This window comes from Streptomyces johnsoniae (assembly GCF_031845565.1).
In the GTDB taxonomy this organism is placed as follows: domain Bacteria; phylum Actinomycetota; class Actinomycetes; order Streptomycetales; family Streptomycetaceae; genus Streptomyces; species Streptomyces johnsoniae.
This window is the reverse complement of record NZ_JAVREV010000011.1, coordinates 1-20,203: the sequence shown is the minus strand read 5'-3', so window position 1 is coordinate 20,203 and position 20,203 is coordinate 1. Positions and strand designations below refer to the sequence as shown.

The window sequence follows — 20,203 nt, the reverse complement described above, 5'->3', positions numbered from 1 at the left end:
CATGAGCGGACTTCTGGCCGGCAAGCGCATCCTGGTCACCGGGGTGCTCACCGAATCCTCGATCGCCTTCCACACGGCGCGGCTCGCTCAGGAGGAGGGGGCCGAGGTCGTGCTCACCGGCTTCGGCCGGCTGAGTCTGGTCGAGCGCATCGCCAAGCGGCTGCCCAAGCCCGCGCCCGTCATCGAGCTGGACGTGCAGAACCAGGAGCACCTCGACGGCCTCGCCGACCGCGTCGCCGGGCACCTGGGCGAGGGCATCGGCCTGGACGGGGTGGTGCACTCCATCGGCTTCGCCCCGCAGGACGCGCTCGGCGGCAACTTCCTGAACACCGGCTGGGAGTCGGTCGCCACCGCCGTCGAGGTCTCCGCCTACTCGCTGAAGTCGCTCACCACGGCGCTGCTCCCGCTGCTGACGCCGCGCGGCGGCTCCGTCGTCGGCATGGACTTCGACGCGCGGGTGGCCTGGCCCAAGTACGACTGGATGGGCGTGTCCAAGGCGGCCCTGGAGGCCACCTCCCGCTATCTCGCCCGGCACCTGGGCGAGCGGAACATCCGGGTCAACCTGGTCGCCGCCGGGCCCATCAAGTCGATGGCGGCCAAGTCGATCCCCGGCTTCGAGGAGCTGGCGGAGGTCTGGGACAACCGGGCGCCCATCGGCTGGGACCTGTCCGACCCGGAGCCCGCGGCCCGCGGCGTGGTCGCACTGCTGTCGGACTGGTTCCCGAAGACGACGGGCGAGATCGTCCACGTCGACGGCGGCGTCCACATGATGGGCGCCTGACCGGCGCCGCAGCCCCGACCCGGCGGCGCGGCCGGACCGCGTCCCGTCCCGTTCCGTTCCGTTCCGTGCCCCCGGCCGCCCGCGCGGCCGGGGGCACGGCCGCGGTCAGGCGCCGGCGCCCACGGGCAGCGCCCGGCAGATCAGGGCGTAGGAGCCGGCCTCCGCCGCGGCGCCCTCGGCGTCCTCGGCCCGGATCGCCGCCACCAGACGGCTGTGGTCCACGTGGTCCTCGGCTCGCAGCGTCTCGCCCACCTCGTCGCGCAGGAACGCCCGCACCACCGTGCCGAGGTCCGCGTACAGCGCGGTCAGCACCTCGTTCCGCGAGGCCTTGACCACCGCCATGTGGAAGGTGGCGTCCGCCTCCACGAACCGTTCCACCCGCCCGGTGGCCCAGGCTGCCTCGCGGCGCCCCAGCAGCACGTCGAGCTGCCGCAGCTCCTGCTCGGTGCGCCGCCGCGCGGCCAGCCGGGCCGCCGCGGCCTCCAGCGTGCTGCGCATTTCCGCCACATCCCTGGGATCGGCGTCCGCGAACCTGCGGTGCATCACGCCCGCCAGCTCGCTGGTGGCCACCACGTACGTCCCCGAACCCTGACGGATGTCGAGCAGCCCGTTGTGCGCCAGCGCGCGGATCGCCTCGCGCACGGTGTTCCTCGCCACGCCGAGCTGCTCGACCAGCTCGGGCTCGGTCGGGATGCGCGAGCCGACTTGCCATGCGCCCGAGGTGATCTCGTGGCGGAGCTGGCCGATGACCTGGTCGGCCAGGGCGGAACGGCGGGGCGCGGTCAGTGACATAACTCTCCCGGGAACTGTCCGGAACCCCACACGGGGGATTCATCCCATGATTCTATGATGTAGCTCATGGAGTTGACGAAGGACGACCGTACTCTCCACGAGCGTCCCCCCGCACCGTCACCCGCCCGCCGCGCCGCTCCCTGGCTGGTCGCGCTCGGGCTCGTGCTGACCGCGTTCAACCTCCGCCCCGCCATATCCGCGCTAGGCCCCGTCCTCGCCGAGGTCCGCGACGACCTCGGCATGGGCGGCACCGTCGCCGGGCTGCTGACCTCCGTACCGCCCCTGTGCTTCGCCGTATTCGGCGTCGCGGCCCCGCGCCTGGCCCGCCGCTTCGGCCCGGCCGCCGTGGTGCTCGCCGGCCTCGCCGCGGTCGCCCTCGGCCTCGCGCTGCGCTCGTTCGCCGGCAACACGGCCGTCTTCCTCGCCACCACCGCCCTCTCCCTGGCAGGCATAGCCGTCGGCAACGTGCTGATGCCCGTCCTCGTCCTGCGCTATTTCCCCGACCGGGTCGGTTCCGTCACCGGCCTGTACTCGATGGCCTTCGCCCTCGGCGCCGCCGGCGCCGCCGGGCTCACCATCCCCTTCACCGAGGCCGCCGGCGGCAACTGGCGCAACGGCCTCGCCGTCTGGGCGGCCACCGCGGCCCTGGCCCTGCTGCCGTGGCTGGCCGTCCTCGCCCCCGCCCGCCGCCGCGCCGACGGCCCCGTGCCCGCGGCCCCGCGGCCCGCCCAGGAGGCGCAGGCCGCCCCGCCCCGCATGGTCCGCTCGCGCACCGCCTGGGCACTCGCCGGCTTCTTCGGCCTCCAGGCCACCGCCGCCTACATCACCCTCGGCTGGGCGCCGCAGATCTTCCGCGACGCCGGGGTCTCGGCGGGCACGGCCGGCCTGCTGCTCGCGGTCATCATGGGCCTCGGCGCCCCGCTCGGCTTCGTCCTGCCGCGCATCGCCACCCGGCTGCGGCACCAGGGCCCGCTGGTCCTGGTCCTCGGCGGCTGCGGCCTGGCCGGCTACGCAGGACTGTGGCTGGCCCCCGCGGGCGGCGCCTGGCTGTGGGCGGTGCTCCTCGGCATCGCCAACTGCGCCTTCCCCGTCGCCCTCACCATGATCGGGATGCGCGCCAGGACCCCCGCGGGCGTCGCCCGCCTCTCCGCGTTCGCCCAGAGCACCGGCTACCTGCTCTGCGTTCCCGGGCCGCTGCTCGTCGGCACCCTGAACGACATGACCGGCGGCTGGCACGTTCCGCTCGCGTTCATGACCGTCCTGATGCTCGCGCAGATCGCCGTCGGCATGGCCGCCGGGCGGGACCGGTGCGTGGAGGACGGCGACTGAGTGGGAGACTGTTCCCATGCCAGCGCTAGACCCCCATCCCACCGGCGGGCAGCGGAAGCTGCTCCTCATCCTGGGCGCCATGCTCGGGATCAGCGTCGTCATCGCCGTCATCGCCACGGTCGCGTCCCCCTGACCCCGCCCGCCACCCGGCGCGACGGGTGGTGCTGGCACCACCAACCCTTAGGGGGCCAGGTTCAGGGAGGGCTGGGTGGCTCACCGGATGGGACCGCACGCCCCGGGTCCGTAAGTTCTTCACCAGTGCACGAGCACCGCACGCACGCGACGGATGGAGACGACGCCATGGCAGCCCGCCCGCACCGTTCCGGCATGGACGTCCGCCTCCGCTGGTGGGCCGTCGCCCTGCCGGCCGCGGCCTTCGCCGCCCTGCTGATGCTGCTCGTCTCGGGAGGCGACGCGGACGCCGCGACGCCCGACGAGCGGCAGCCGGTGGGCCGGCTCATCCAGCACATCCACGACAGCCTGATGCCGTGACCGGCACCGGCCCGGCCCGGCCAACCGGGCCGGACGGGATTCCCAACGCCCCGCGCCCCATAGCACCTTTCGTGCGAAGCTGGGGCACATGAGCGTCGATGTTCCCCGAAGGATCATTCTCCTCCGACACGCCAAGGCCGACTGGCCGCAGGTGTCCGACCACGACCGGCCCCTCGCCGAGCGGGGCCGGAAGGACGCCCCCGTGGCCGGACGCTGGCTCGCCGGCGCCGGCGTCCACCCCGAACTGACCCTCTGCTCCACCGCCGTCCGCGCTCGCGAGACCTGGAAGTTGTGCGCCGCCGAGCTTCCCGAGCGCCCGAGGACCGTGTATGACGAGCGGCTCTACGAGGCGTCACTCGGCGAACTGATCGCCGTCATCAACGAAACAGACGACCAGGTCACGGACCTCATGCTCGTCGGGCACAACCCGTCCATCCACGCACTCGCCGACGCCCTGGCGGGCGAGTCCGAGGGCGATACCCGCCCCCGGATGAACCGTGGCGGCTTCCCCACCGCCGCCCTCGCCGTGCTCAGCCTGAACGGCGACTGGAAGTCGGCCGAGCACGGCGCGGCCCGCCTCGTCGCCTACTGGACGCCGCACGACTGAGGACACCCCCGGCGGCCCGCCCGCACGCGGCGCCGCCGGGGCGCTACCGCACCGCTAACGCGTCGCTGCACCGCTACCGCACCGCGCCCAGCGCCCGCCGCAGGTGCTCCGCCGTCGCCGGCCCCTCCGCCGCGGCCAGCACGGCCGGCGGTCCCTCGAACAGGACCCGCCTGCCCCCACCGGGCCCCAGGTCGATCACCCAGTCGGCACCGGCGATCACATCCAGGTCGTGTTCGATCACCACAACCGTGTTGCCCGCCGCCACCAGCCGGTCGAGCAACGCCACCAGCGCCGCCACATCCGCCAGGTGCAGCCCCGTCGTCGGCTCGTCCAGCACGTAGAGGCCGCCGGTACGGTGCAGTTCGGCCGCCAGCTTCACGCGCTGCCGCTCGCCGCCGGAAAGCGAGGCCAGCGGCTGCCCAAGCGCCAGATAGTCCAGGCCCACCTCGGCCAGCGACCGCAGCGGACGGGCGAGCCCCGGCTCGTCGGCGAAGAAGTCCGCCGCCTGCCCGGCGGTGAAGTCCAGCACGTCCGCGACGGACTTGCCGCGCACCGTGTGCTCCAGCACCTCAGCGACGAAGCGCCGCCCGCCGCAGGCCGCGCAGCGCGTGGTGACCGGGTCCATGTAGGCCAGGTCCGTGTGGATCACCCCCCGCCCGCGGCACCGCGGGCAGGCGCCCCGCGAGTTGAAGCTGAACAGGCCCGGCGCCTCGCCCGTCACCCGGGAGAAGATCTTCCGCACCTGGTCGAAGATCCCCAGATACGTCGCGGGGGTCGACCTGGCCGAGGCCCCGACCGGCGCCTGGTCCACCACCACCGCCTCCGGGTGCCGCGCGCACAGCTCCCCGTGGATGAGCGAACTCTTCCCCGAGCCCGCCACCCCGGTCACCGCCGTCAGCACCCCGGTCGGCACCCGCACCGACACCTCGCGCAGATTGTTCAGCCGCGCCCCCTCCACCGGCAGCCAGCCGGACGGCCGGCGCACCCGTTCTTTCAGCACCACCCCGCGCCGCAGCGCCCGTCCGGTCGCGGTGTCCGCCGCCAGCAGCCCGGCGACCGGTCCCGCGAACACCACCTCCCCGCCGTTCCCGCCCGCGCCCGGCCCCATGTCGATGACGTGGTCCGCGATGGCGACGACATCCCGGTCGTGTTCCACCACCAGCACCGTGTTCCCCTGGTCCCGCAGCTGCCGCAGTAGCCCGAGCAGGCGGTGCACGTCGCCGGGGTGCAGCCCGATGCTCGGTTCGTCGAACACGTACGTCAGTCCGGTGAGGCTGGACCCGAGGTGCCGCACGGTCTTCAGCCGCTGGCCCTCCCCGCCCGACAGCGTCGCCGTCTCCCGGCCGAGGCTGAGGTACCCGAGCCCCACCGCCTCGATCCGCCGCAGACCCGCGACGGCGCTGCGCGCGATCGGCCGCCCGACCGGGTCCCGCACCCGGCGCAGCACCCCGATCAGGTCGCCGATCTCCATGGCGGCCAGCTCTGGCAGGGAACGGCCCAGCACGCGGGTCGCCCGCGCCGCCTCGTTCAGCCGGGCACCGCCGCACGCCTGGCACGGCCCGCGCGTGACGACCTGCTCGACCGCATGCCTCAGCCCCTCGGGCAGCTCTGACGGGTCCCGCTTCACGTACAAACGGGTGAAGCGCCGCACCAGCCCCTCGTACGTGTTGCCGTTGCGCACGCCGACGCCGCCCGTGCGCGAAACCTTGAACCCGCTGCCGTGCAGCAGCAGCTCCCATTCCTCGGCCGTGAAGTCCCTGAGCGGCTTCTCCGCGTCGAAGAGCCCGGACCTGGCGAAGATCTGCCACTGCCAGCTGCCCACCCGGAACCCGGGGAACCGCAGCGCCCCCTCGTTCAGCGTCCGCCTCCGGTCGATCAGCGCCGCCACGTCCACCTGCCGCGCCCGCCCGAGCCCTTCGCACTCCGGGCACATGCCGCGCGGGTCGTTGAACGAGTACGCCGACGCCTCGCCCGCGCCCGGCGTGCCGCACCGCGAGAACAGCACCCGCAGCGCGGACCCGATGTCGGTCATCGTCCCCACGGTGGACCGCGCGTTGCCGCCGACCGGCCGCTGGTCCACGATGACCGCGGGCGTCAGCCCGGTCACGGTGTCCGCGAGCGGCCGCTCGTACCGCGGCAGGCGGTTGCGCACGAACCACGGGAACGTTTCGTTCAACTGCCGCTGCGACTCGACCGCGATCGTGTCGAAAACCACCGACGACTTGCCCGAACCGGACACCCCCGTGAATACCGTGATCGCATCCCGCGGGATCTCCAGCGTGACGTCCCGCAGGTTGTGCGTCCTCGCCCCGGTGATCCGGATACCTCTGTGACGTGCCATGCCCCCGACGCTAGGCGGCCAACAGGTCAGGACATGTCCGCATGCGCTGCGACCATGAAACGGTGAACGACACCGCCGCCCGCCTCCTGAAGCTGCTCTCCCTGCTCCAGACCGCCCGCGAGTGGACGGGCCCCGAGCTGGCCGCGCGGCTCGGCGTCAGCGTGCGCACCGTCCGCCGCGACATCGAGCGGCTGCGCGACCTCGGCTACCCCGTCGGCTCCGCGCGCGGCTCCGCCGGCGGCTACCGGCTCACCGCGGGCACCGCGATGCCGCCGCTGCTCCTCGACGACGACGAGGCCGTCGCCATGGCCGTCGGCCTGCGCACCGCCGCCGCGGGCTCCGTCACCGGCATCGCCGACAGCTCCGCCCGCGCCCTGGCCAAACTGGAGCAGGTCCTGCCCACCCGCCTGCGCCCGCGCGTGCGCGCCCTCCACGAGGCCACCCTCCCACTCACCGGCGAACCGGCCCTGCCCGCCGCCGAACGCGACGCCGTCGCACCCGACGCCCTCGTCCTCATCGCCGGCGCCTGCCGGCGCGGCGAACGCCTCCGCTTCCGCTACCACGCCAAACGGGCCGCGGAGCCCGCCGAGCGGCACGTCGAGCCTCACCGGCTCGTCAGCGACGGACGCCGCTGGTACCTCGTCGCCTGGGACCTCGACCGAGAGGACTGGCGCAGCTTCCGCCTCGACCGGCTCACGCGGCCGGCCGCCACCGGTGCCCGCGCCCGCCCCAGGCCACTGCCGGTCGCCGACGCCGCCGCGTTCGTCTCCGAATCCATCGTCAGCCACCGCGCCCGCCACCGGGCGCTCCTCACCCTGCACGCCCCGCTGGAACGGGCCGCCGCCGCACTGCCCGCGGGCACCGGCGAGCTGACGCCGCTGGGCGAGGACCGCTGCCTGCTGCGCACGGGCGGCGACGCGCTGGACTGGCTGGCCTGCCGCATCGCGCTCCTCGACGTGCCCTGGGAGCTGCACAGCCCGCCCGAGCTGATCACGTTCATGCGGGCGATGAGCGAACGCGTCGCCCGCGGCGTCAGCCCTGGGCGTCCGCGGCCTCGACTTCCTCCCGGGTGATCCCCAGCAGGTAGAGCACGGTGTCGAGGAACGGCACGGTCACCGCGGTGTGCGCCGCCTCCCGTACCAGCGGCTTGGCGTTGAACGCGACGCCGAGGCCGGCGGCGTTCAGCATGTCCAGGTCGTTCGCCCCGTCGCCGATCGCCACCGTCCGCGACAGCGGAACGCCCGCCCGCGCGGCGAAGGCGCGCAGCAGCCGCGCCTTGGCCGGCCGGTCCACGATCGGTCCGGTCACCCGGCCGGTCAGCTTGCCTTCGACGATCTCCAGCGTGTTCGCCGCGGCGAAGTCGAGCCCCAGATGCTCCTGCAAGCCGTCCGTGACCTGCGTGAACCCGCCGGAGACGACGCCGACCTGGCAGCCGAGACGTTTCAGCGTCCGGATGAGGGTGCGGGCCCCAGGCGTCAGCGTGACCTCGGCGCGGACCTTGTCCACGACCGACTCGTCAAGACCGGCCAGCAGCGCCACCCGCGCGTGCAGCGACTCCTCGAAGTCGAGCTCGCCCCGCATCGCCGCCGCCGTCACCGCGGCGACCTGCTCCTCGCAGCCCGCGTGCGCCGCGAACAGCTCGATCACCTCGTCCCTGATGAGCGTGGAGTCCACGTCCATCACCACCAGGCGCGGGGCCCGCCGCTGGAGTCCCGAGGCCACCACCGCGACGTCGACCGACCGCGCGGCGGCCTCGGTGGCCAGCTCGGTACGCAACTGCTCGGTGGGCACCCCCGACACGTCGAACTCGACCGCGGTCACCGGGTACTTCGCCAACCGGTTGATCCGGTCGATATTGCCGCCCGCCGCCGTTATCCGCGCCGCGATGGCGGCGGTCACCTCGGCGGTCAGCGGATTGCCCAGCACGGTGACGTGGGAGCGGCCGACACCGCGCGCCGGGTTGTCCCCCATGCCGGAGATGATCTCCGCCTGGAGTCCCACCGACTCGGCCCACGAGTGCACGGTGGCGCGCAGCTCACCCTCGGTGCCCGCCGCCTGCCCCTGCCCCTGCCCTGGCGCGGTGACCAGCGCGCACAGCGTGATCCTGCCCCGGGTGACGACCTGCTCCAGGTCCACGACGTCCACCGCGAAGCCGGCCAGGGTCCGCAGCAGGCCCGCGGTGAGGCCGGGCCGGTCCTTGCCGAAGATTTTCACCAGCAGGGTGGGGGCATCTTCCCCGGGCGCCTCGGCCGTATGTGCAAGGGTCATGGTGCTTCCACGGTAGCCGTTCCCGGTATCGGCAGAGTGTCCCGTCCGGCCCCTGGACACGACGCGGAGATGAACGTCACGGAGCCGCTGACGCTGTGCACCAGCTTGGTGACTTTCGGGGGGCGGGTTCCCGTTGACGGCCCGAGCCTGGAATAGTTCCCCGCACGATGGTCAAACATCCCTAGATCTCCGGGCGGAGATCTATTCGGGGGACAACTTTGTGGGGCTTGGAGTGCCGGAACTCGTACTCGAATTGAACGGACAAACCTGGACGTTGGACCCCACCCGGTCATACCGACTCGGCAGGGACCCGCAGGGCGATCTCGTCCTCCAGGATTCCCGTGTCTCCTGGCGGCACGCCACGGTGCGCTGGAGCGGCCAGGGCTGGGTGGTGGAGGACCACGGCAGCACCAACGGCACGTACGTGCAGGGGCAGCGCGTGCAGCAGACCGCGCTCGGCCCGGGCACGGTGGTGCACCTGGGCAACGCCAACGACGGACCGCGCCTCACCTTCTCGGGCGCCGCGCAGATACCGCATCAGCAGCAGCACACCGCCGCGTTCGACCCCCCGGCCGCCGCCATGGCCGGGCAGCCGCCGGCGATGGCGCCGCACCAGCCCGCCGTGCCACCGCAGCACCAGATGCCGCACCAGATGCCGCACCACCAGCAGCAGCATCAGCAGTACGCCCCCCAGCAGCAGCCGTCCCAGCAGCAGGGGTACGGCGGGAACGACCGCGGCGCCACCAGCCTCCACCAGCTCGCCGTCGGCCAGGTCACCAGGATCGGCCGTGCGCTGGAGAACGAGCTGGTCGTGTCCGACCTCCAGGTCTCCCGCTTCCACGCGGAGTTCCTCGCGCACCCCGACGGCCGCTTCGAGATCCACGACCTCGGCAGCCACAACGGCACCTACGTCAGCGGCCAGCAGCTGCCGAAGAACGGCCGTCGCTACATCGGGCAGAACGACACGGTCGGCATCGGCCACTCCACGTTCCGGCTCGTCGGCAACCAGCTCCAGGAGTACGTCGACACCGGTGAGGTCTCCTTCTCCGCCCGCCACCTCACCGTCCAGGTCAACAACGGCCAGACGACCATCCTGAACGACGTCTCCTTCGGCGTGCCGGAGAAGTCCCTGGTCGGCGTCATCGGCCCCTCGGGCTCGGGCAAGTCCACGCTGCTGCGGGCCCTGACCGGCTACCGCCCGGCGACCTACGGCGAGGTCCTGTACGACCACAGGAACCTCTACACCCACTTCGCCGAGCTGCGCCACCGCATCGGCCTCGTCCCGCAGGACGACATCCTGCACACGGCGCTCCAGGTCAGGCAGGCCCTCCGGCTGGCCGCGAAGCTCCGCTTCCCCGGCGACGTCGCGGACGCCGAGCGCGACGCCCGCGTGGAGGAAGTCCTCGCGGAGCTGAAGCTCAGCCACCACGCCGAGAAGCGGATCTCCTCCCTCTCCGGCGGTCAGCGCAAGCGCGTCTCCGTCGCCCTGGAACTGCTGACCAAGCCGTCGCTGATCTTCCTGGACGAGCCCACATCCGGCCTCGACCCGGGCATGGACCGCGACGTCATGCAGCTGCTGCGCGGCCTCGCGGACGACGGCCGCACCGTCCTGGTCGTCACCCACTCCGTCGCCGAACTCGGCCTGTGCGACCGCGTGCTGGTGATGGCCCCCGGCGGCGGCGTCGCCTATTTCGGCCCGCCGGACGAGGCGCTGAACTTCTTCGGTTACGAAACCTGGGCCGACGTCTTCTCGGCCTTCGAGAACTACCGCGACTACGACTGGATGGGCCGCTGGCGCGGCTCGCAGCACTACCAGATGTACGCCGCGGACCTCGACGCCGTACAGGCGCAGGCCTCGCACTTCCAGCCGATGGCCGCGGACCAGCAGAAGGCGCAGAGCTGGAGCTCCCAGGTGCTGACCCTGATGCGCCGCTACGCCGCGGTGATCATCGCCGACAAGGGCTTCCTGGGGCTGACCCTCGCCCTGCCCGTCGTCCTGGGGGTGGTCAGCAATTTCATCCCCGCCGACGACGGCCTCGGCTACGGCACGGCGGAGAACGGGGGGCGCAACGGCGACGCGAGCATCATCCTGCTCATCCTCGTCGTCGGTATGTGCTTCACCGGCTCGGCCAACGCGGTCCGCGAGCTCATCAAGGAACGCGTCATCTACGAGCGCGAACGCGCCGTGGGCCTCTCCCGGTCCGCCTACCTGATGTCGAAGGTCTTCGTGCTCGGCATCGTCACCGTGCTCCAGGGCGCGATCCTCAGTCTGATCGGCTTCATGCCGCGGGATATGCCCATGGAGGGCGTGATCTTCGAGGACGCCCCGGCTCTGGAGATGACCATGGTCCTCATGGTCCTGGGCTGCACCTCCATGATGATCGGCCTCCTCATCTCCGCCCTGGTCCGCACCTCCGAGATGACCATGCCCCTGCTGGTCATGATCTCCGTGGTCCAGCTGGTGTTCACCGGCTCCCTCTTCCAGGTCCACGGCAGCCTCGGCGTCGAGCAGCTGGCCTGGCTGATGCCCTCCCGCTGGGCCCTGGCCGGGACCGGCACCACCGTCGACCTCAACGTCCTCACCGCCTCGCCCACCGGCGACACCGACCCCGACCCCATCTGGAAACACGAGGCCGGCTACTGGATGCTCGACGTGACGATGCTCGTCGTCATCGGCGTCGTCTGCGGCTACCTGGTCATGAAGTTCCTCCGGCGGCACGAGCCCGAGGTCATGCGCAAGTAACCCCCGCGGACAGCGGTCCGAGGCGGCGGGCACCCCGACGGGGCGCCCGCCGCCGCCACGTCCGGCGCCCCGCCCCGGTACGCCCCCGGTCCCCGGGTCCCAGGTCCCAGGTCGTAGTCCCACCGCCGCACGTACCCACCGGCCGTGGCCCGATCCGGGGCCGCCGCCCGGCGCGCTACGGTCTCCCCATGGGCCCCAGATCCGGGCTGGCAGCCGTGAGCGCCGCCCTGCTCGCCATGAACCGCACGCTCCAGGTGCGCGACGTCCTCCAGACGATCGTCGCCTCCGCCCGCGAGCTGCTGGACGCCCGCTACGCCGCCCTCGGCATTCCCGACGGGAACGGCGGCTTCGCCCAGTTTTTCGTGGCGGGCGTCAGCGACCGGCAGTGGAAGGCCATCGGGCCCCTGCCCCGCCAGCACGGCATCCTCGCCGCCATGCTCCACGACGGCAATCCCGTCCGCCTCGCCGACGTCCGCCTCGACCCCCGCTTCGAGGGCTGGCCGTCCGCGCACCCCGAGATGTCGGACTTCCTCGGCATGCCGATCGCCGACGGGGTCGAGATCCTGGGGGCCCTCTTCCTCGCCAACAAGCGCTGCCCGCCCGGCCGCCGCAAGCCGGGCGCGTGCGCCTTCACCGCCGAGGACGAGGAACTGCTGAGCCTCCTCGCCGAGCACGCCGCCATCGCCCTCACCAACGCCCGGCTCTACGAGCGCAGCAGGGAACTCACCATCGCCGACGAGCGCGCCAGGCTCGCCCACGAACTGCACGATGCCGTCTCCCAGAAGCTGTTCTCCCTCCGACTCACCGCCCAGGCCGCCGCCGCCCTCGTCGAGCGCGACCCCGCCCGCGCCAGGAACGAGCTGCGCCAGGTCACCGCCCTCGCCGCCGAGGCCGCCGACGAACTGCGCGCCGCCGTCATCGAACTGCGCCCCGCCGCCCTCGACGAGGACGGCCTCGTCGCCACCCTCCGCGCCCAGATCCAGGTGCTCGACCGCGCCCACCCGGCCCGCGTCACCTTCGACTGCCGCGACCTCAGGGCGCTGCCCGCCGCCCACGAGGAAGCGCTGCTGCGCGTGTCCCAGGAAGCGCTGCACAACGCGCTGCGGCACGCCGCACCCCGGCACGTCGAGGTCACCCTCTTCCGGCGCGGCCTGGACGCCGTCCTGCGCGTCACCGACGACGGCTCGGGCTTCGACCCGTCGGCCGTACGCACCGCGGGCCGGCACCTGGGCCTGGTCTCCATGCGCGACCGGGCCGCCGCGGTGAGCGGCAATCTGATCGTGGAATCGGCGCCCGGAAAGGGCACCGTCATCGAGATGGAGGTCCCCGTTGGCTGACGCCATCCGTGTACTGCTCGTCGACGACCACCAGGTCGTGCGCCGCGGTCTGCGCACCTTCCTGGAGGTCCAGGACGACATCGACGTCGTCGGCGAGGCCGCCGACGGCGCCGCCGGCGTCGAGCTGGCCGGGGAGCTGCGGCCCGACGTCATCCTCATGGACGTCAAGATGCCGGGCACCGACGGCGTCGAGGCCCTGCGCAGACTCGGTGAGCTGGGCAACCCCGCCCGCGTGCTCGTCGTGACCAGCTTCACCGAGCGCCGCACCGTGGTCCCCGCGCTGCGTGCCGGGGCCGCCGGCTACGTCCACAAGGACATCGACCCCGACGCGCTGGCCGGCGCGATCCGCTCCGTGCACGCGGGGCACGTGCTGCTCCAGTCCGAGGTGGCCGACGCCCTGCTGGCGCAGGAGGAGTCCGGCACCGGCGGCGGCCGGGCGGGCTCGCTCACCGACAGGGAACGCGAAGTCCTGGCACTGATCGCCCGCGGGCGCTCCAACCGCGAAATCGCCCGTGCCCTGGTGCTCTCCGAGAAAACCGTGAAGACCCATGTGTCGAACATCCTCATGAAGCTGGACCTGGCCGACCGCACCCAGGCTGCGCTGTGGGCGGTCCGGCACGGAATCTCCGACTGACCCCGTTACCCCAAACAACGGGCTTCTTCGCACCGCACGTTGCCTTCCCGGCCCAAGTTCATACGGTCGTGTGAAGTAACCCGATCGGCGCAACGTTCCGGCCGCACGGCCGTTGTCCAGGGCACGCCGCGGCGGATGGCCGCGGCATCGTGCAAGGAAGGTCTGGACAGTGAAGAACCTCAAGAAGGCCGCCGCCGTCACCCTCATGGCCGGGGGCATCGCCGCCGCCGGCGCCGGTGTCGCCTCCGCCCACGCGGGCGCCGTGGGCACGGCCCTCAACTCCCCGGGTGTCGCCTCGGGCAATGTCGTCGAGGTCCCGGTGAACGTGCCGGTGACCGTCAACGGCAACTCGGTGAACGTCATCGGCGTTCTCAACCCGGTGTTCGGCAACAGCAGCCTGGTCGGCTGAGTCACCGCCGACCTCCGCGGTGCCTGACGGCACGCTGGGCCGAACGTGCGTAACGGGCAGCCCGCCCGTACCGCGCGTTCGGCCTGTGCGTTGTGCAGCGTGCGGCCCCGTCACCGGGGCCGCGGCACAGCAATCCAGGAGGACCGCAACCATGCACACTGCCAAGAGGGCCGCTCTCGTACTGGTCGCCGCCGGCGCCGTGACGGGTACGGCCGCAGGCACCGCCGCCGCCGAGGCGAACGCCGGCGGCCAGGCCGCCGCCTCGCCCGGCGTCGCCTCGGGCAACGTTGTCCAGTTGCCCATCAACCTCCCCGTCACCGCGGTGGGCAATTCGATCAATGTGGTCGGCCTGCTCAACTCGACGTTCGGCAACGCCGCCGTCGTCGGCTGACACCGGCCCCTCCCCGCGACAGGACCCCCGTCGCGCAGGTCACCGCACGGTGCCGCGCGCCGGGGGTCCTGCGCGTCCGCCCCGCCCCGCTCAGCCCCGCTGCCGCTCCAGCTCCTCGGCGTACGCGTTGTACGACGCGACCCGCGCCCGGCGGGCGGCCCGCTCCACCTGGCGCAGCAGCCGGTCCCGTTCCGCGATCTGCGCGGCGCTGACCGCGGCGCCGTGGGCCAGCCGCTCATCGCCCGCCGTGTCGTCCGCGATCTCCACCAGCGCCCCGACGCGCTGCGCCAGTTCGAGCACCCGCACCGCCCGCGGCGGGTACCCGGGCGCCAGCAGCTGCCGCCCCCGCTCCATCCGCGCGCGGTATGCCTCAAGGCGTGTCAGCGCCATCGGCCCCGCCCCGGCGACGTCGAGGCGCGTCAGCGCCTCGGTCGCCTCCCGCAGGACCTCGGACAGCTCCCGTTCCGCGTCGCCGAGCGAAGGCACGTCCGCGGGTGGCGCCTGCCGCACCGGCAGGCAGCGCCACACCACCTCGGTCAGCACGTCACCGGCGGGCCCGGCCGCCATGACCTCCGGCACGAGACCGAGACCGGGGCCGGGGCACACCACCGCCTCGCCCGCCTCCATCGCCGCGGCGTTGAACTCCGCGGGGCCGCTCAGCCCCAGCGGGTGACCCGGCGCGGGCAGCGCGATGCGCAGCCCGGCCACCCCCAGCGCCCGCAGCCTGCCGAACGCGAGCGTCAACCCGACCACGCCAGGTTCATCCGGCAAACCGGCGACGCGGTGGACCGTATCGGCGCCCACGGCTCTGAGCGCGGCGTCGTCCGGTGAGACAAGTCCGGCGAACAGCGCATTGCCCCACGCAGCAAGGCGCCCCGCACGAGGTTCATCCAGCATGCCCTCTACCTTAGGGAAGTAGGCCCAACGAGCCTCCTGACGATCGGGGTCCGGCGGCGGTGGCGTAGGTTTTGTCTGACAGCGACTGCAAGGGGAGAGACCGCGCGCATGAGCGATGTACTGGAGCTGGTGGACGTATCCGTGGTCCGCGAAGGCCGGTCGCTGGTGGACAAGGTCTCCTGGTCCGTCGCCGAGGGGGAGCGCTGGATCGTCCTCGGGCCGAACGGAGCGGGTAAGACCACCCTGCTCAACCTGGCGTCCAGCTATCTCTTCCCGACCTCGGGCGCCGTCGGCATCCTCGGCGAGAAGCTCGGCGCCGTCGACGTCTTCGAGCTGCGCCCGCGCATCGGCATGGCCAGCAGCGCGCTCGCCGACAAGCTCTCCCGCCGCCAGACCGTTCTCCAGACCGTGCTGACGGCCGCCTACGGCATGACCGCCGGCTGGCAGGAGGAGTACGACGACGTCGACGAGCAGCGCGCCCGCGCGTTCCTCGACCGGCTCGGTATGAACGAGTACCTGGACCGCAGATTCGGCACGCTCTCCGAGGGGGAACGCAAGCGCACGCAGATCGCGCGGGCCATGATGACGGACCCCGAGCTGCTGCTCCTCGACGAGCCCGCCGCCGGGCTCGACCTCGGCGGCCGTGAGGACCTGGTGCGGCGCCTCGGCCGCCTGGCCCGCGACCCGTACGCGCCTTCGATGATCATGGTGACGCACCACGTCGAGGAGATCGCGCCGGGCTTCACCCACGTGCTGCTCATCCGTCAGGGCAAGGTTCTCGCCGCCGGGCCCGTCGATTCCGTGCTCACCTCGGCGAACCTTTCGCACTGCTTCGGCCTGCCGCTCATCGTCGAGCGCCAGGGCGACCGCTGGACGGCCCACGGCCTCCCGCTCGGCTGAGCTTCCGCGGACACGGCACCGGGCCTGTTCCGCAGCGTGCCCGCGGTTCTACCATGAGTTGGTGGACTTCTGGGTGTGGTGGCTGATCGCCGCCGGAGGATTTTCGATCGCACTCGTCCTGACTGCGATGCCCGAGCTGGGCATGCTCGCCGCGGGCGCCGTCGCCGGTGCCCTCACGGCCGGTGTGACCGACAGCGTCGTGATTCAGGTCGTCGTGTTCGCCGTCGTCTCCACCGCTCTCATTCTGGTGGTACGTCCCATCGCCCGCCGTTCCCGCGTGCAGCCGCCCGCGCTCAGATCGGGTCCGGACGCGCTGATGGGCAAGTCGGCCGTCGTGCTGGAGCGGGTCGACGCCACCAACGGGCGGATCAAGCTCGCGGGCGAGGTCTGGTCCGCCCGGGCACTGGGCGAGGGCGACGCCTACGAGCCCGGAAGCCAGGTCAGCGTCGTCGAAATCGACGGGGCCACCGCCGTCGTGATGTGATGACCCGGTCGCCTCATCGACAATTGTTCCAACTCGTCTAGTCGCAGGGGGAGTACACGATGGACGCCATCATCATCGTGCTGGTCATCCTGGTGGTGCTGGTCGTCATCGCGCTGGTCCAGACCATTCAGGTCATCCAGCAGGCAAGCGCCGCCATCGTCGAGCGCTTCGGCCGCTACACCCGGACGCTGAACGCCGGCCTCAACATCGTCGTGCCGTTCATCGACCGCATCCGCAACCGCATCGACCTCCGCGAGCAGGTCGTGCCGTTCCCGCCGCAGCCGGTGATCACCCAGGACAACCTCGTGGTGAACATCGACACCGTCATCTACTACCAGGTGACCGACGCCAGAGCCGCCACCTACGAGGTGTCGAACTACATCCAGGCCATCGAGCAGCTCACCGTCACCACCCTGCGGAACATCATCGGCGGCATGGACCTGGAACGGACCCTGACCTCCCGCGAGGAGATCAACGCGGCACTCCGCGGCGTCCTGGACGAGGCGACCGGCAAGTGGGGCATCCGTGTCAACCGCGTCGAGCTGAAGGCCATCGAGCCGCCCACCTCCATCCAGGACTCGATGGAGAAGCAGATGCGCGCCGACCGCGACAAGCGCGCGGCGATCCTCCAGGCCGAGGGTGTCCGCCAGTCCGAGATCCTTCAGGCCGAGGGCGCCAAGCAGTCGGAGATCCTGCGTGCCGAGGGTGACGCGAAGGCCGCCGCGCTGCGCGCCGAGGGCGAGGCCCAGGCGATCCGCACGGTGTTCGAGGCCATCCACGCCGGCGACGCCGACCAGAAGCTGCTCTCGTACCAGTACGTGCAGATGCTGCCGAAGATCGCCGAGGGCGACTCCAACAAACTGTGGATCGTGCCCAGCGAGATCGGCGAGGCGCTCAAGGGCCTCGGCGGCAACCTGAGCCGGATCACGACACCCAACGGCGGCGGCAGCGGCCCGGACGACGGCGGTGCCTCCGCACTCGGCAAGCCCCCGCGCCGCGAGCAGCCGCGCATCGAGTAGCACCCTCGCACCGAACAGCCCTGCGAACGTGCCGATGCCCGGCCCCGGATGTGTCCGGGGCCGGGCATCGGCACGTTCCCACCGTTCTCAGGCCGAGGCGGCGCCAGGCAGCGCCAGCCACTCCGGCAGCAGATCGCCGTCCTGCGCCCCGACCGCCAGCAGCAGCGCATCGGCGGGCGTCGGCTCGAACGGCGGGGCCAGCAGCCGCATCCCCGCCTGCGCCGGGGTCCGGTTGGCCTTCCGGTGATTGTCCTCGGAGCAGGCCGCGACCGTGTTCAGCCAGGTGTCCCCACCGCCGTGCGAACGCGGCACCACGTGGTCGATCGTCGTCGCCCGCCGGCCGCAGTACGCGCACCGGTGCCGGTCGCGCACCAGCACGCCGCGCCGCGACCACGGCGCCCGTTGTCGGAACGGGACCTTGACGAAGCGCCGCAGCCGGATCACCTGCGGCACGGGCAGGTCGACCGCGGCGGCGCGGACCCGCAGCCCCGGATGGGCGTGCTCCACGACGGCCTTGTGCTGGATCACCAGGACCACAGCGCGCCGCAGGGACACCGTCGACAACGGCTCGTAGCTCGCGTTGAGCACAAGGGTCTGCCGCATCCCGCCCACCTCCCGTTCCGTCCCCCGCCCCGTGGCGGGCCGCTTCAACTGTGCCCGGGGCCCGTCGGACGGACAATGCAATTTCCCGGGGAGAGGAGGCGAACGGGAGGTGACGGCGCCGCGGCCGGGTCAGTCCTCCGCCGGGACTTCGTACTCGCCGATCAGCTGCGCCCGCCCGACGGCGTGGAACCGCAGCATGAAACCGACCTGCGCGGGCGTCGCGTTCTCGTCGGGCCCCAACTGATCGGTGTCCACGGCGTACACGGTGAAGACGTAACGGTGCGGGCCGTCGCCCGCCGGCGGCGCGGCGCCGCCGAAGTCCCGCGTCCCGTAGTCGTTGCGCACGTGGACGGCCCCCGCGGGCAGCCCCCGCTTCTCGCCGCTGCCCGCACCGGCCGGCAGCTCGGACACCTCGGCGGGAATGTTGAAGACCACCCAGTGCCAGAACCCGCTGCCGGTCGGCGCGTCCGGGTCGTAACAGGTGACCGCGAAGCTCCTGGTGCCCTCGGGGGCATCGGCCCAGCGCAGGTGGGGCGAGACGTTGCCGGCCGCGAACACCTGGGCGTCCGCCAGCCGCCCTCCGTCCGCCACATCGTCGCTGAGCACGGTGAACGAGGCCACCGGCGGGTGGAAGTCGTGGGGAAGCGGACGCCGCCGAAGCTCGGACATGAAGGAACCTCCTGATCGGGGGGTACCTCCCGCTCACGCGGGGAGGATCGCTGCCGGCGTTAGCCTAGTCAGCAGGAGAGGGGACGATGAGCAGCCACCGAGATCTGCCGGAGGGCGCGGTCGCCCGCATCCTCGACGGAACGACTCCCCCCGGCGTCTACCGCTGGCCGGGCGCCGGCCGCGGGGACGCGGCGGCCGACGCGGTGCGCCTGGCCGCCCGCGCGCACTGGCACGCCGCGGTTCTCCCGCTCGCGGACGTCACCGACAAGTTCTCGTTCCTCGACGCCTGCGCGGAGGCGCTGGAGCTGCCCGACTGGTTCGGCCGCAATTGGGACGCCCTCCAGGACTGCCTCACCGACCTCTCCTGGTGGGGTGCTCCCCGCGGCTACCTGCTGATCGCGACCGGCTGGGAGGTGCTGATGCGGACCGCGCCCGACGTCGGCGCGGCGGCACGGCCTGTCGTCGAGGAGGCCGTCACCCACTGGCGGACCCGCCGAATCCCGATGACCGTGTTGCTGGACCAGGAATGACGATCGACTCGACCGCCGCCCCGCTGCCCCGCGGCTTCTTCGACCGCCCCGTACTCGACGTGGCGCCCGACCTGCTCGGCAGAACGCTGGTCCGGAGGCTGCCGGACGGGGAGATCCGCCTGCGCCTGACCGAGGTCGAGGCGTACGCGGGCGAGGTCGACCCGGGCTCCCACGCCTACCGTGGCCGCACCGAGCGGAACGCGACGATGTACGGCCCGCCCGGCCACACCTACGTCTACTTCACGTACGGCATGTGGCACTGCATGAACCTGGTCTGCGGGCCCGCCGGCCATGCGAGCGGTGTGCTGCTGCGCGCGGGGGAGATCATTTCGGGCGCGGAGCTGGCCCGCCGGCGCCGGCCGAAGGCCCGCAACGACGCGGAACTCGCCCGGGGCCCGGCCCGCTTGGCGACGGCGCTCGACGTCGACCGCACGATGGACGGCACCGACGTGTGCGGCGGGCGGGCGGCGGCGGACCTGCGCGTCCTGCACGGCTCGCCCGTTCCGCGCGCGGAGGTGAGCAGCGGCCCGCGCACCGGCGTCGGCGGTGAAGGAGCCGTCCACCCCTGGCGGTTCTGGGTCACCGACGACCCGTCGGTCAGCCCCTACCGGGCACACCAGCCGAGGCGCCGGGGGAAGCGACTTGACGCGTCGCGGCCTGAGTCGTAACGTTGGTCGAGTCGCCTGAGACGGACACAGCACTACAGCGGCCGATGGCAAGCTGGAAGCGCTCCGCGGGCGATCCACTGTTTCAGCATTGACTTCCCTCGTCAGAGGTCTTTCGGGTTCCCCGAAAACAGTCCGACGGGAACGGATTAGGAAATAGCCAGGAAGTCGGCTAACGTAGTGGGCACAGCGAAGGGAAGCGCCCGGAGGGTCCTGAGAGGGATTCGATGGAAGCGTCCGTTCCTTGAGAACTCAACAGCGTGCCAAAAGTCAACGCCAATGTTTTGTGGGCCGAGATGGTTTCTTGGTCTT

The 20,203-nt window shown here is 72.3% G+C and carries 22 protein-coding genes; 16 read left to right on the top strand and 6 right to left on the bottom strand.

Annotated features, from left to right (window positions below):
* The first annotated feature begins 1 nt into the window (after position 1).
* Positions 2-781, top strand: a complete 780-nt coding sequence (gene fabI, locus RM779_RS19700) for an enoyl-ACP reductase FabI (RefSeq protein WP_311619060.1) — start codon at positions 2-4, stop codon at positions 779-781.
* A gap of 105 nt (positions 782-886) precedes the next feature.
* On the opposite strand, the gene RM779_RS19695 is transcribed toward fabI, so the two are convergent.
* Positions 887-1,573 carry a FadR/GntR family transcriptional regulator gene (locus tag RM779_RS19695; RefSeq protein WP_311619059.1) on the bottom strand — a complete coding sequence of 229 codons (687 nt, stop codon included), beginning with the start codon at positions 1,571-1,573 and terminating at the stop codon, positions 887-889.
* Between the two features lie 66 nt (positions 1,574-1,639).
* On the opposite strand from RM779_RS19695, the gene RM779_RS19690 reads away from it, so the two are divergent.
* From RM779_RS19690 to RM779_RS19675, 4 genes are all read left to right on the top strand, one after another.
* The gene (locus RM779_RS19690) at positions 1,640-2,902 is read left to right on the top strand and encodes a CynX/NimT family MFS transporter (protein WP_311619058.1); all 1,263 of its coding nucleotides are present in this window, start codon (positions 1,640-1,642) and stop codon (positions 2,900-2,902) included.
* A gap of 16 nt (positions 2,903-2,918) precedes the next feature.
* Positions 2,919-3,035 carry an SGM_5486 family transporter-associated protein gene (locus RM779_RS19685; protein ID WP_253195111.1) on the top strand — a complete coding sequence of 39 codons (117 nt, stop codon included), beginning with the start codon at positions 2,919-2,921 and terminating at the stop codon, positions 3,033-3,035.
* 167 nt (positions 3,036-3,202) lie between these two features.
* Positions 3,203-3,394, top strand: a complete 192-nt coding sequence (locus RM779_RS19680) for a hypothetical protein (RefSeq protein ID WP_311619057.1) — start codon at positions 3,203-3,205, stop codon at positions 3,392-3,394.
* A gap of 88 nt (positions 3,395-3,482) precedes the next feature.
* The gene (locus tag RM779_RS19675; RefSeq protein WP_311619056.1) at positions 3,483-4,001 is read left to right on the top strand and encodes a SixA phosphatase family protein; all 519 of its coding nucleotides are present in this window, start codon (positions 3,483-3,485) and stop codon (positions 3,999-4,001) included.
* 73 nt (positions 4,002-4,074) lie between these two features.
* Here the strand turns inward: RM779_RS19675 and RM779_RS19670 are convergent, their stop codons facing one another.
* Complete coding sequence (locus tag RM779_RS19670) at positions 4,075-6,342, bottom strand: excinuclease ABC subunit UvrA (protein WP_311619055.1); 2,268 nt, start codon at positions 6,340-6,342, stop codon at positions 4,075-4,077.
* A gap of 62 nt (positions 6,343-6,404) precedes the next feature.
* Here RM779_RS19670 and RM779_RS19665 point away from each other — a divergent pair, with 62 nt between their 5' ends.
* The gene (locus tag RM779_RS19665; RefSeq protein ID WP_311619054.1) at positions 6,405-7,415 is read left to right on the top strand and encodes a helix-turn-helix transcriptional regulator; all 1,011 of its coding nucleotides are present in this window, start codon (positions 6,405-6,407) and stop codon (positions 7,413-7,415) included.
* On the opposite strand, the gene serB is transcribed toward RM779_RS19665, so the two are convergent.
* Positions 7,375-8,610: a phosphoserine phosphatase SerB gene (serB, locus tag RM779_RS19660; protein WP_311619053.1), complete on the bottom strand. Its 1,236-nt coding sequence runs from the start codon at positions 8,608-8,610 to the stop codon at positions 7,375-7,377. The two genes, RM779_RS19665 and serB, sit on opposite strands and share 41 nt — an antisense overlap.
* 232 nt (positions 8,611-8,842) lie before the next feature.
* Here serB and RM779_RS19655 point away from each other — a divergent pair, with 232 nt between their 5' ends.
* The 5 genes from RM779_RS19655 to RM779_RS19635 all read left to right on the top strand — a co-directional run bounded on the left by RM779_RS19655 (position 8,843) and on the right by RM779_RS19635 (position 14,124).
* On the top strand, positions 8,843-11,353 hold the full coding sequence (locus tag RM779_RS19655) for an FHA domain-containing protein (RefSeq protein ID WP_311619052.1): 2,511 nt from the start codon (positions 8,843-8,845) through the stop codon (positions 11,351-11,353).
* Positions 11,354-11,541: 188 nt separating this feature from the next.
* Positions 11,542-12,690 (top strand): GAF domain-containing sensor histidine kinase, encoded by a 1,149-nt coding sequence (locus RM779_RS19650; RefSeq protein WP_311619051.1) that lies wholly within the window; start codon positions 11,542-11,544, stop codon positions 12,688-12,690.
* Positions 12,683-13,324: a response regulator transcription factor gene (locus tag RM779_RS19645; protein ID WP_311619050.1), complete on the top strand. Its 642-nt coding sequence runs from the start codon at positions 12,683-12,685 to the stop codon at positions 13,322-13,324. The genes RM779_RS19650 and RM779_RS19645 overlap by 8 nt, the downstream gene beginning before the upstream one ends.
* Before the next feature lie 169 nt (positions 13,325-13,493).
* The gene (locus tag RM779_RS19640) at positions 13,494-13,733 is read left to right on the top strand and encodes a chaplin family protein (protein WP_311619049.1); all 240 of its coding nucleotides are present in this window, start codon (positions 13,494-13,496) and stop codon (positions 13,731-13,733) included.
* A gap of 151 nt (positions 13,734-13,884) precedes the next feature.
* Positions 13,885-14,124: a chaplin gene (locus RM779_RS19635; RefSeq protein ID WP_311619048.1), complete on the top strand. Its 240-nt coding sequence runs from the start codon at positions 13,885-13,887 to the stop codon at positions 14,122-14,124.
* 90 nt (positions 14,125-14,214) lie between these two features.
* On the opposite strand, the gene RM779_RS19630 is transcribed toward RM779_RS19635, so the two are convergent.
* Entirely contained in the window at positions 14,215-15,021 is an 807-nt protein-coding gene (locus RM779_RS19630) for a hypothetical protein (protein WP_311619047.1), read from the bottom strand.
* A 108-nt stretch (positions 15,022-15,129) separates the two neighbouring features.
* Here RM779_RS19630 and RM779_RS19625 point away from each other — a divergent pair, with 108 nt between their 5' ends.
* From RM779_RS19625 to RM779_RS19615, 3 genes are all read left to right on the top strand, one after another.
* Entirely contained in the window at positions 15,130-15,921 is a 792-nt protein-coding gene (locus RM779_RS19625; RefSeq protein ID WP_311619046.1) for an ABC transporter ATP-binding protein, read from the top strand.
* 61 nt (positions 15,922-15,982) lie between these two features.
* Positions 15,983-16,405, top strand: coding sequence for an NfeD family protein (locus RM779_RS19620; RefSeq protein ID WP_311619045.1), 423 nt, complete (start codon positions 15,983-15,985; stop codon positions 16,403-16,405).
* A 59-nt stretch (positions 16,406-16,464) separates the two neighbouring features.
* Entirely contained in the window at positions 16,465-17,424 is a 960-nt protein-coding gene (locus tag RM779_RS19615; RefSeq protein WP_311619044.1) for an SPFH domain-containing protein, read from the top strand.
* 87 nt (positions 17,425-17,511) lie between these two features.
* Here the strand turns inward: RM779_RS19615 and RM779_RS19610 are convergent, their stop codons facing one another.
* Complete coding sequence (locus RM779_RS19610; RefSeq protein ID WP_077062207.1) at positions 17,512-18,027, bottom strand: HNH endonuclease; 516 nt, start codon at positions 18,025-18,027, stop codon at positions 17,512-17,514.
* A 129-nt stretch (positions 18,028-18,156) separates the two neighbouring features.
* The gene (locus tag RM779_RS19605; RefSeq protein ID WP_311619043.1) at positions 18,157-18,696 is read right to left on the bottom strand and encodes a YbhB/YbcL family Raf kinase inhibitor-like protein; all 540 of its coding nucleotides are present in this window, start codon (positions 18,694-18,696) and stop codon (positions 18,157-18,159) included.
* Between the two features lie 86 nt (positions 18,697-18,782).
* On the opposite strand from RM779_RS19605, the gene RM779_RS19600 reads away from it, so the two are divergent.
* Positions 18,783-19,226, top strand: a complete 444-nt coding sequence (locus RM779_RS19600) for a barstar family protein (protein ID WP_311619042.1) — start codon at positions 18,783-18,785, stop codon at positions 19,224-19,226.
* The gene (locus tag RM779_RS19595) at positions 19,223-19,894 is read left to right on the top strand and encodes a DNA-3-methyladenine glycosylase (protein WP_311619041.1); all 672 of its coding nucleotides are present in this window, start codon (positions 19,223-19,225) and stop codon (positions 19,892-19,894) included. The genes RM779_RS19600 and RM779_RS19595 overlap by 4 nt, the downstream gene beginning before the upstream one ends.
* Positions 19,895-20,203 lie beyond the last annotated feature (309 nt).

Coding starts and splice junctions, on each gene's coding strand:
- RM779_RS19685 (WP_253195111.1), top strand. CDS start 2,919: ATGCCAGCGCTAGACCCCCATCCCACCGGCGGGCAGCGGAAGCTGCTC.
- RM779_RS19625 (WP_311619046.1), top strand. CDS start 15,130: ATGAGCGATGTACTGGAGCTGGTGGACGTATCCGTGGTCCGCGAAGGC.
- RM779_RS19675 (WP_311619056.1), top strand. CDS start 3,483: ATGAGCGTCGATGTTCCCCGAAGGATCATTCTCCTCCGACACGCCAAG.
- RM779_RS19695 (WP_311619059.1), bottom strand. CDS start 1,573: ATGTCACTGACCGCGCCCCGCCGTTCCGCCCTGGCCGACCAGGTCATC.
- RM779_RS19635 (WP_311619048.1), top strand. CDS start 13,885: ATGCACACTGCCAAGAGGGCCGCTCTCGTACTGGTCGCCGCCGGCGCC.
- fabI (WP_311619060.1), top strand. CDS start 2: ATGAGCGGACTTCTGGCCGGCAAGCGCATCCTGGTCACCGGGGTGCTC.
- RM779_RS19680 (WP_311619057.1), top strand. CDS start 3,203: ATGGCAGCCCGCCCGCACCGTTCCGGCATGGACGTCCGCCTCCGCTGG.
- RM779_RS19610 (WP_077062207.1), bottom strand. CDS start 18,027: ATGCGGCAGACCCTTGTGCTCAACGCGAGCTACGAGCCGTTGTCGACG.
- RM779_RS19600 (WP_311619042.1), top strand. CDS start 18,783: ATGAGCAGCCACCGAGATCTGCCGGAGGGCGCGGTCGCCCGCATCCTC.
- RM779_RS19650 (WP_311619051.1), top strand. CDS start 11,542: ATGGGCCCCAGATCCGGGCTGGCAGCCGTGAGCGCCGCCCTGCTCGCC.
- RM779_RS19615 (WP_311619044.1), top strand. CDS start 16,465: ATGGACGCCATCATCATCGTGCTGGTCATCCTGGTGGTGCTGGTCGTC.
- RM779_RS19605 (WP_311619043.1), bottom strand. CDS start 18,696: ATGTCCGAGCTTCGGCGGCGTCCGCTTCCCCACGACTTCCACCCGCCG.
- RM779_RS19630 (WP_311619047.1), bottom strand. CDS start 15,021: ATGCTGGATGAACCTCGTGCGGGGCGCCTTGCTGCGTGGGGCAATGCG.
- serB (WP_311619053.1), bottom strand. CDS start 8,610: ATGACCCTTGCACATACGGCCGAGGCGCCCGGGGAAGATGCCCCCACC.
- RM779_RS19690 (WP_311619058.1), top strand. CDS start 1,640: ATGGAGTTGACGAAGGACGACCGTACTCTCCACGAGCGTCCCCCCGCA.
- RM779_RS19595 (WP_311619041.1), top strand. CDS start 19,223: ATGACGATCGACTCGACCGCCGCCCCGCTGCCCCGCGGCTTCTTCGAC.
- RM779_RS19670 (WP_311619055.1), bottom strand. CDS start 6,342: ATGGCACGTCACAGAGGTATCCGGATCACCGGGGCGAGGACGCACAAC.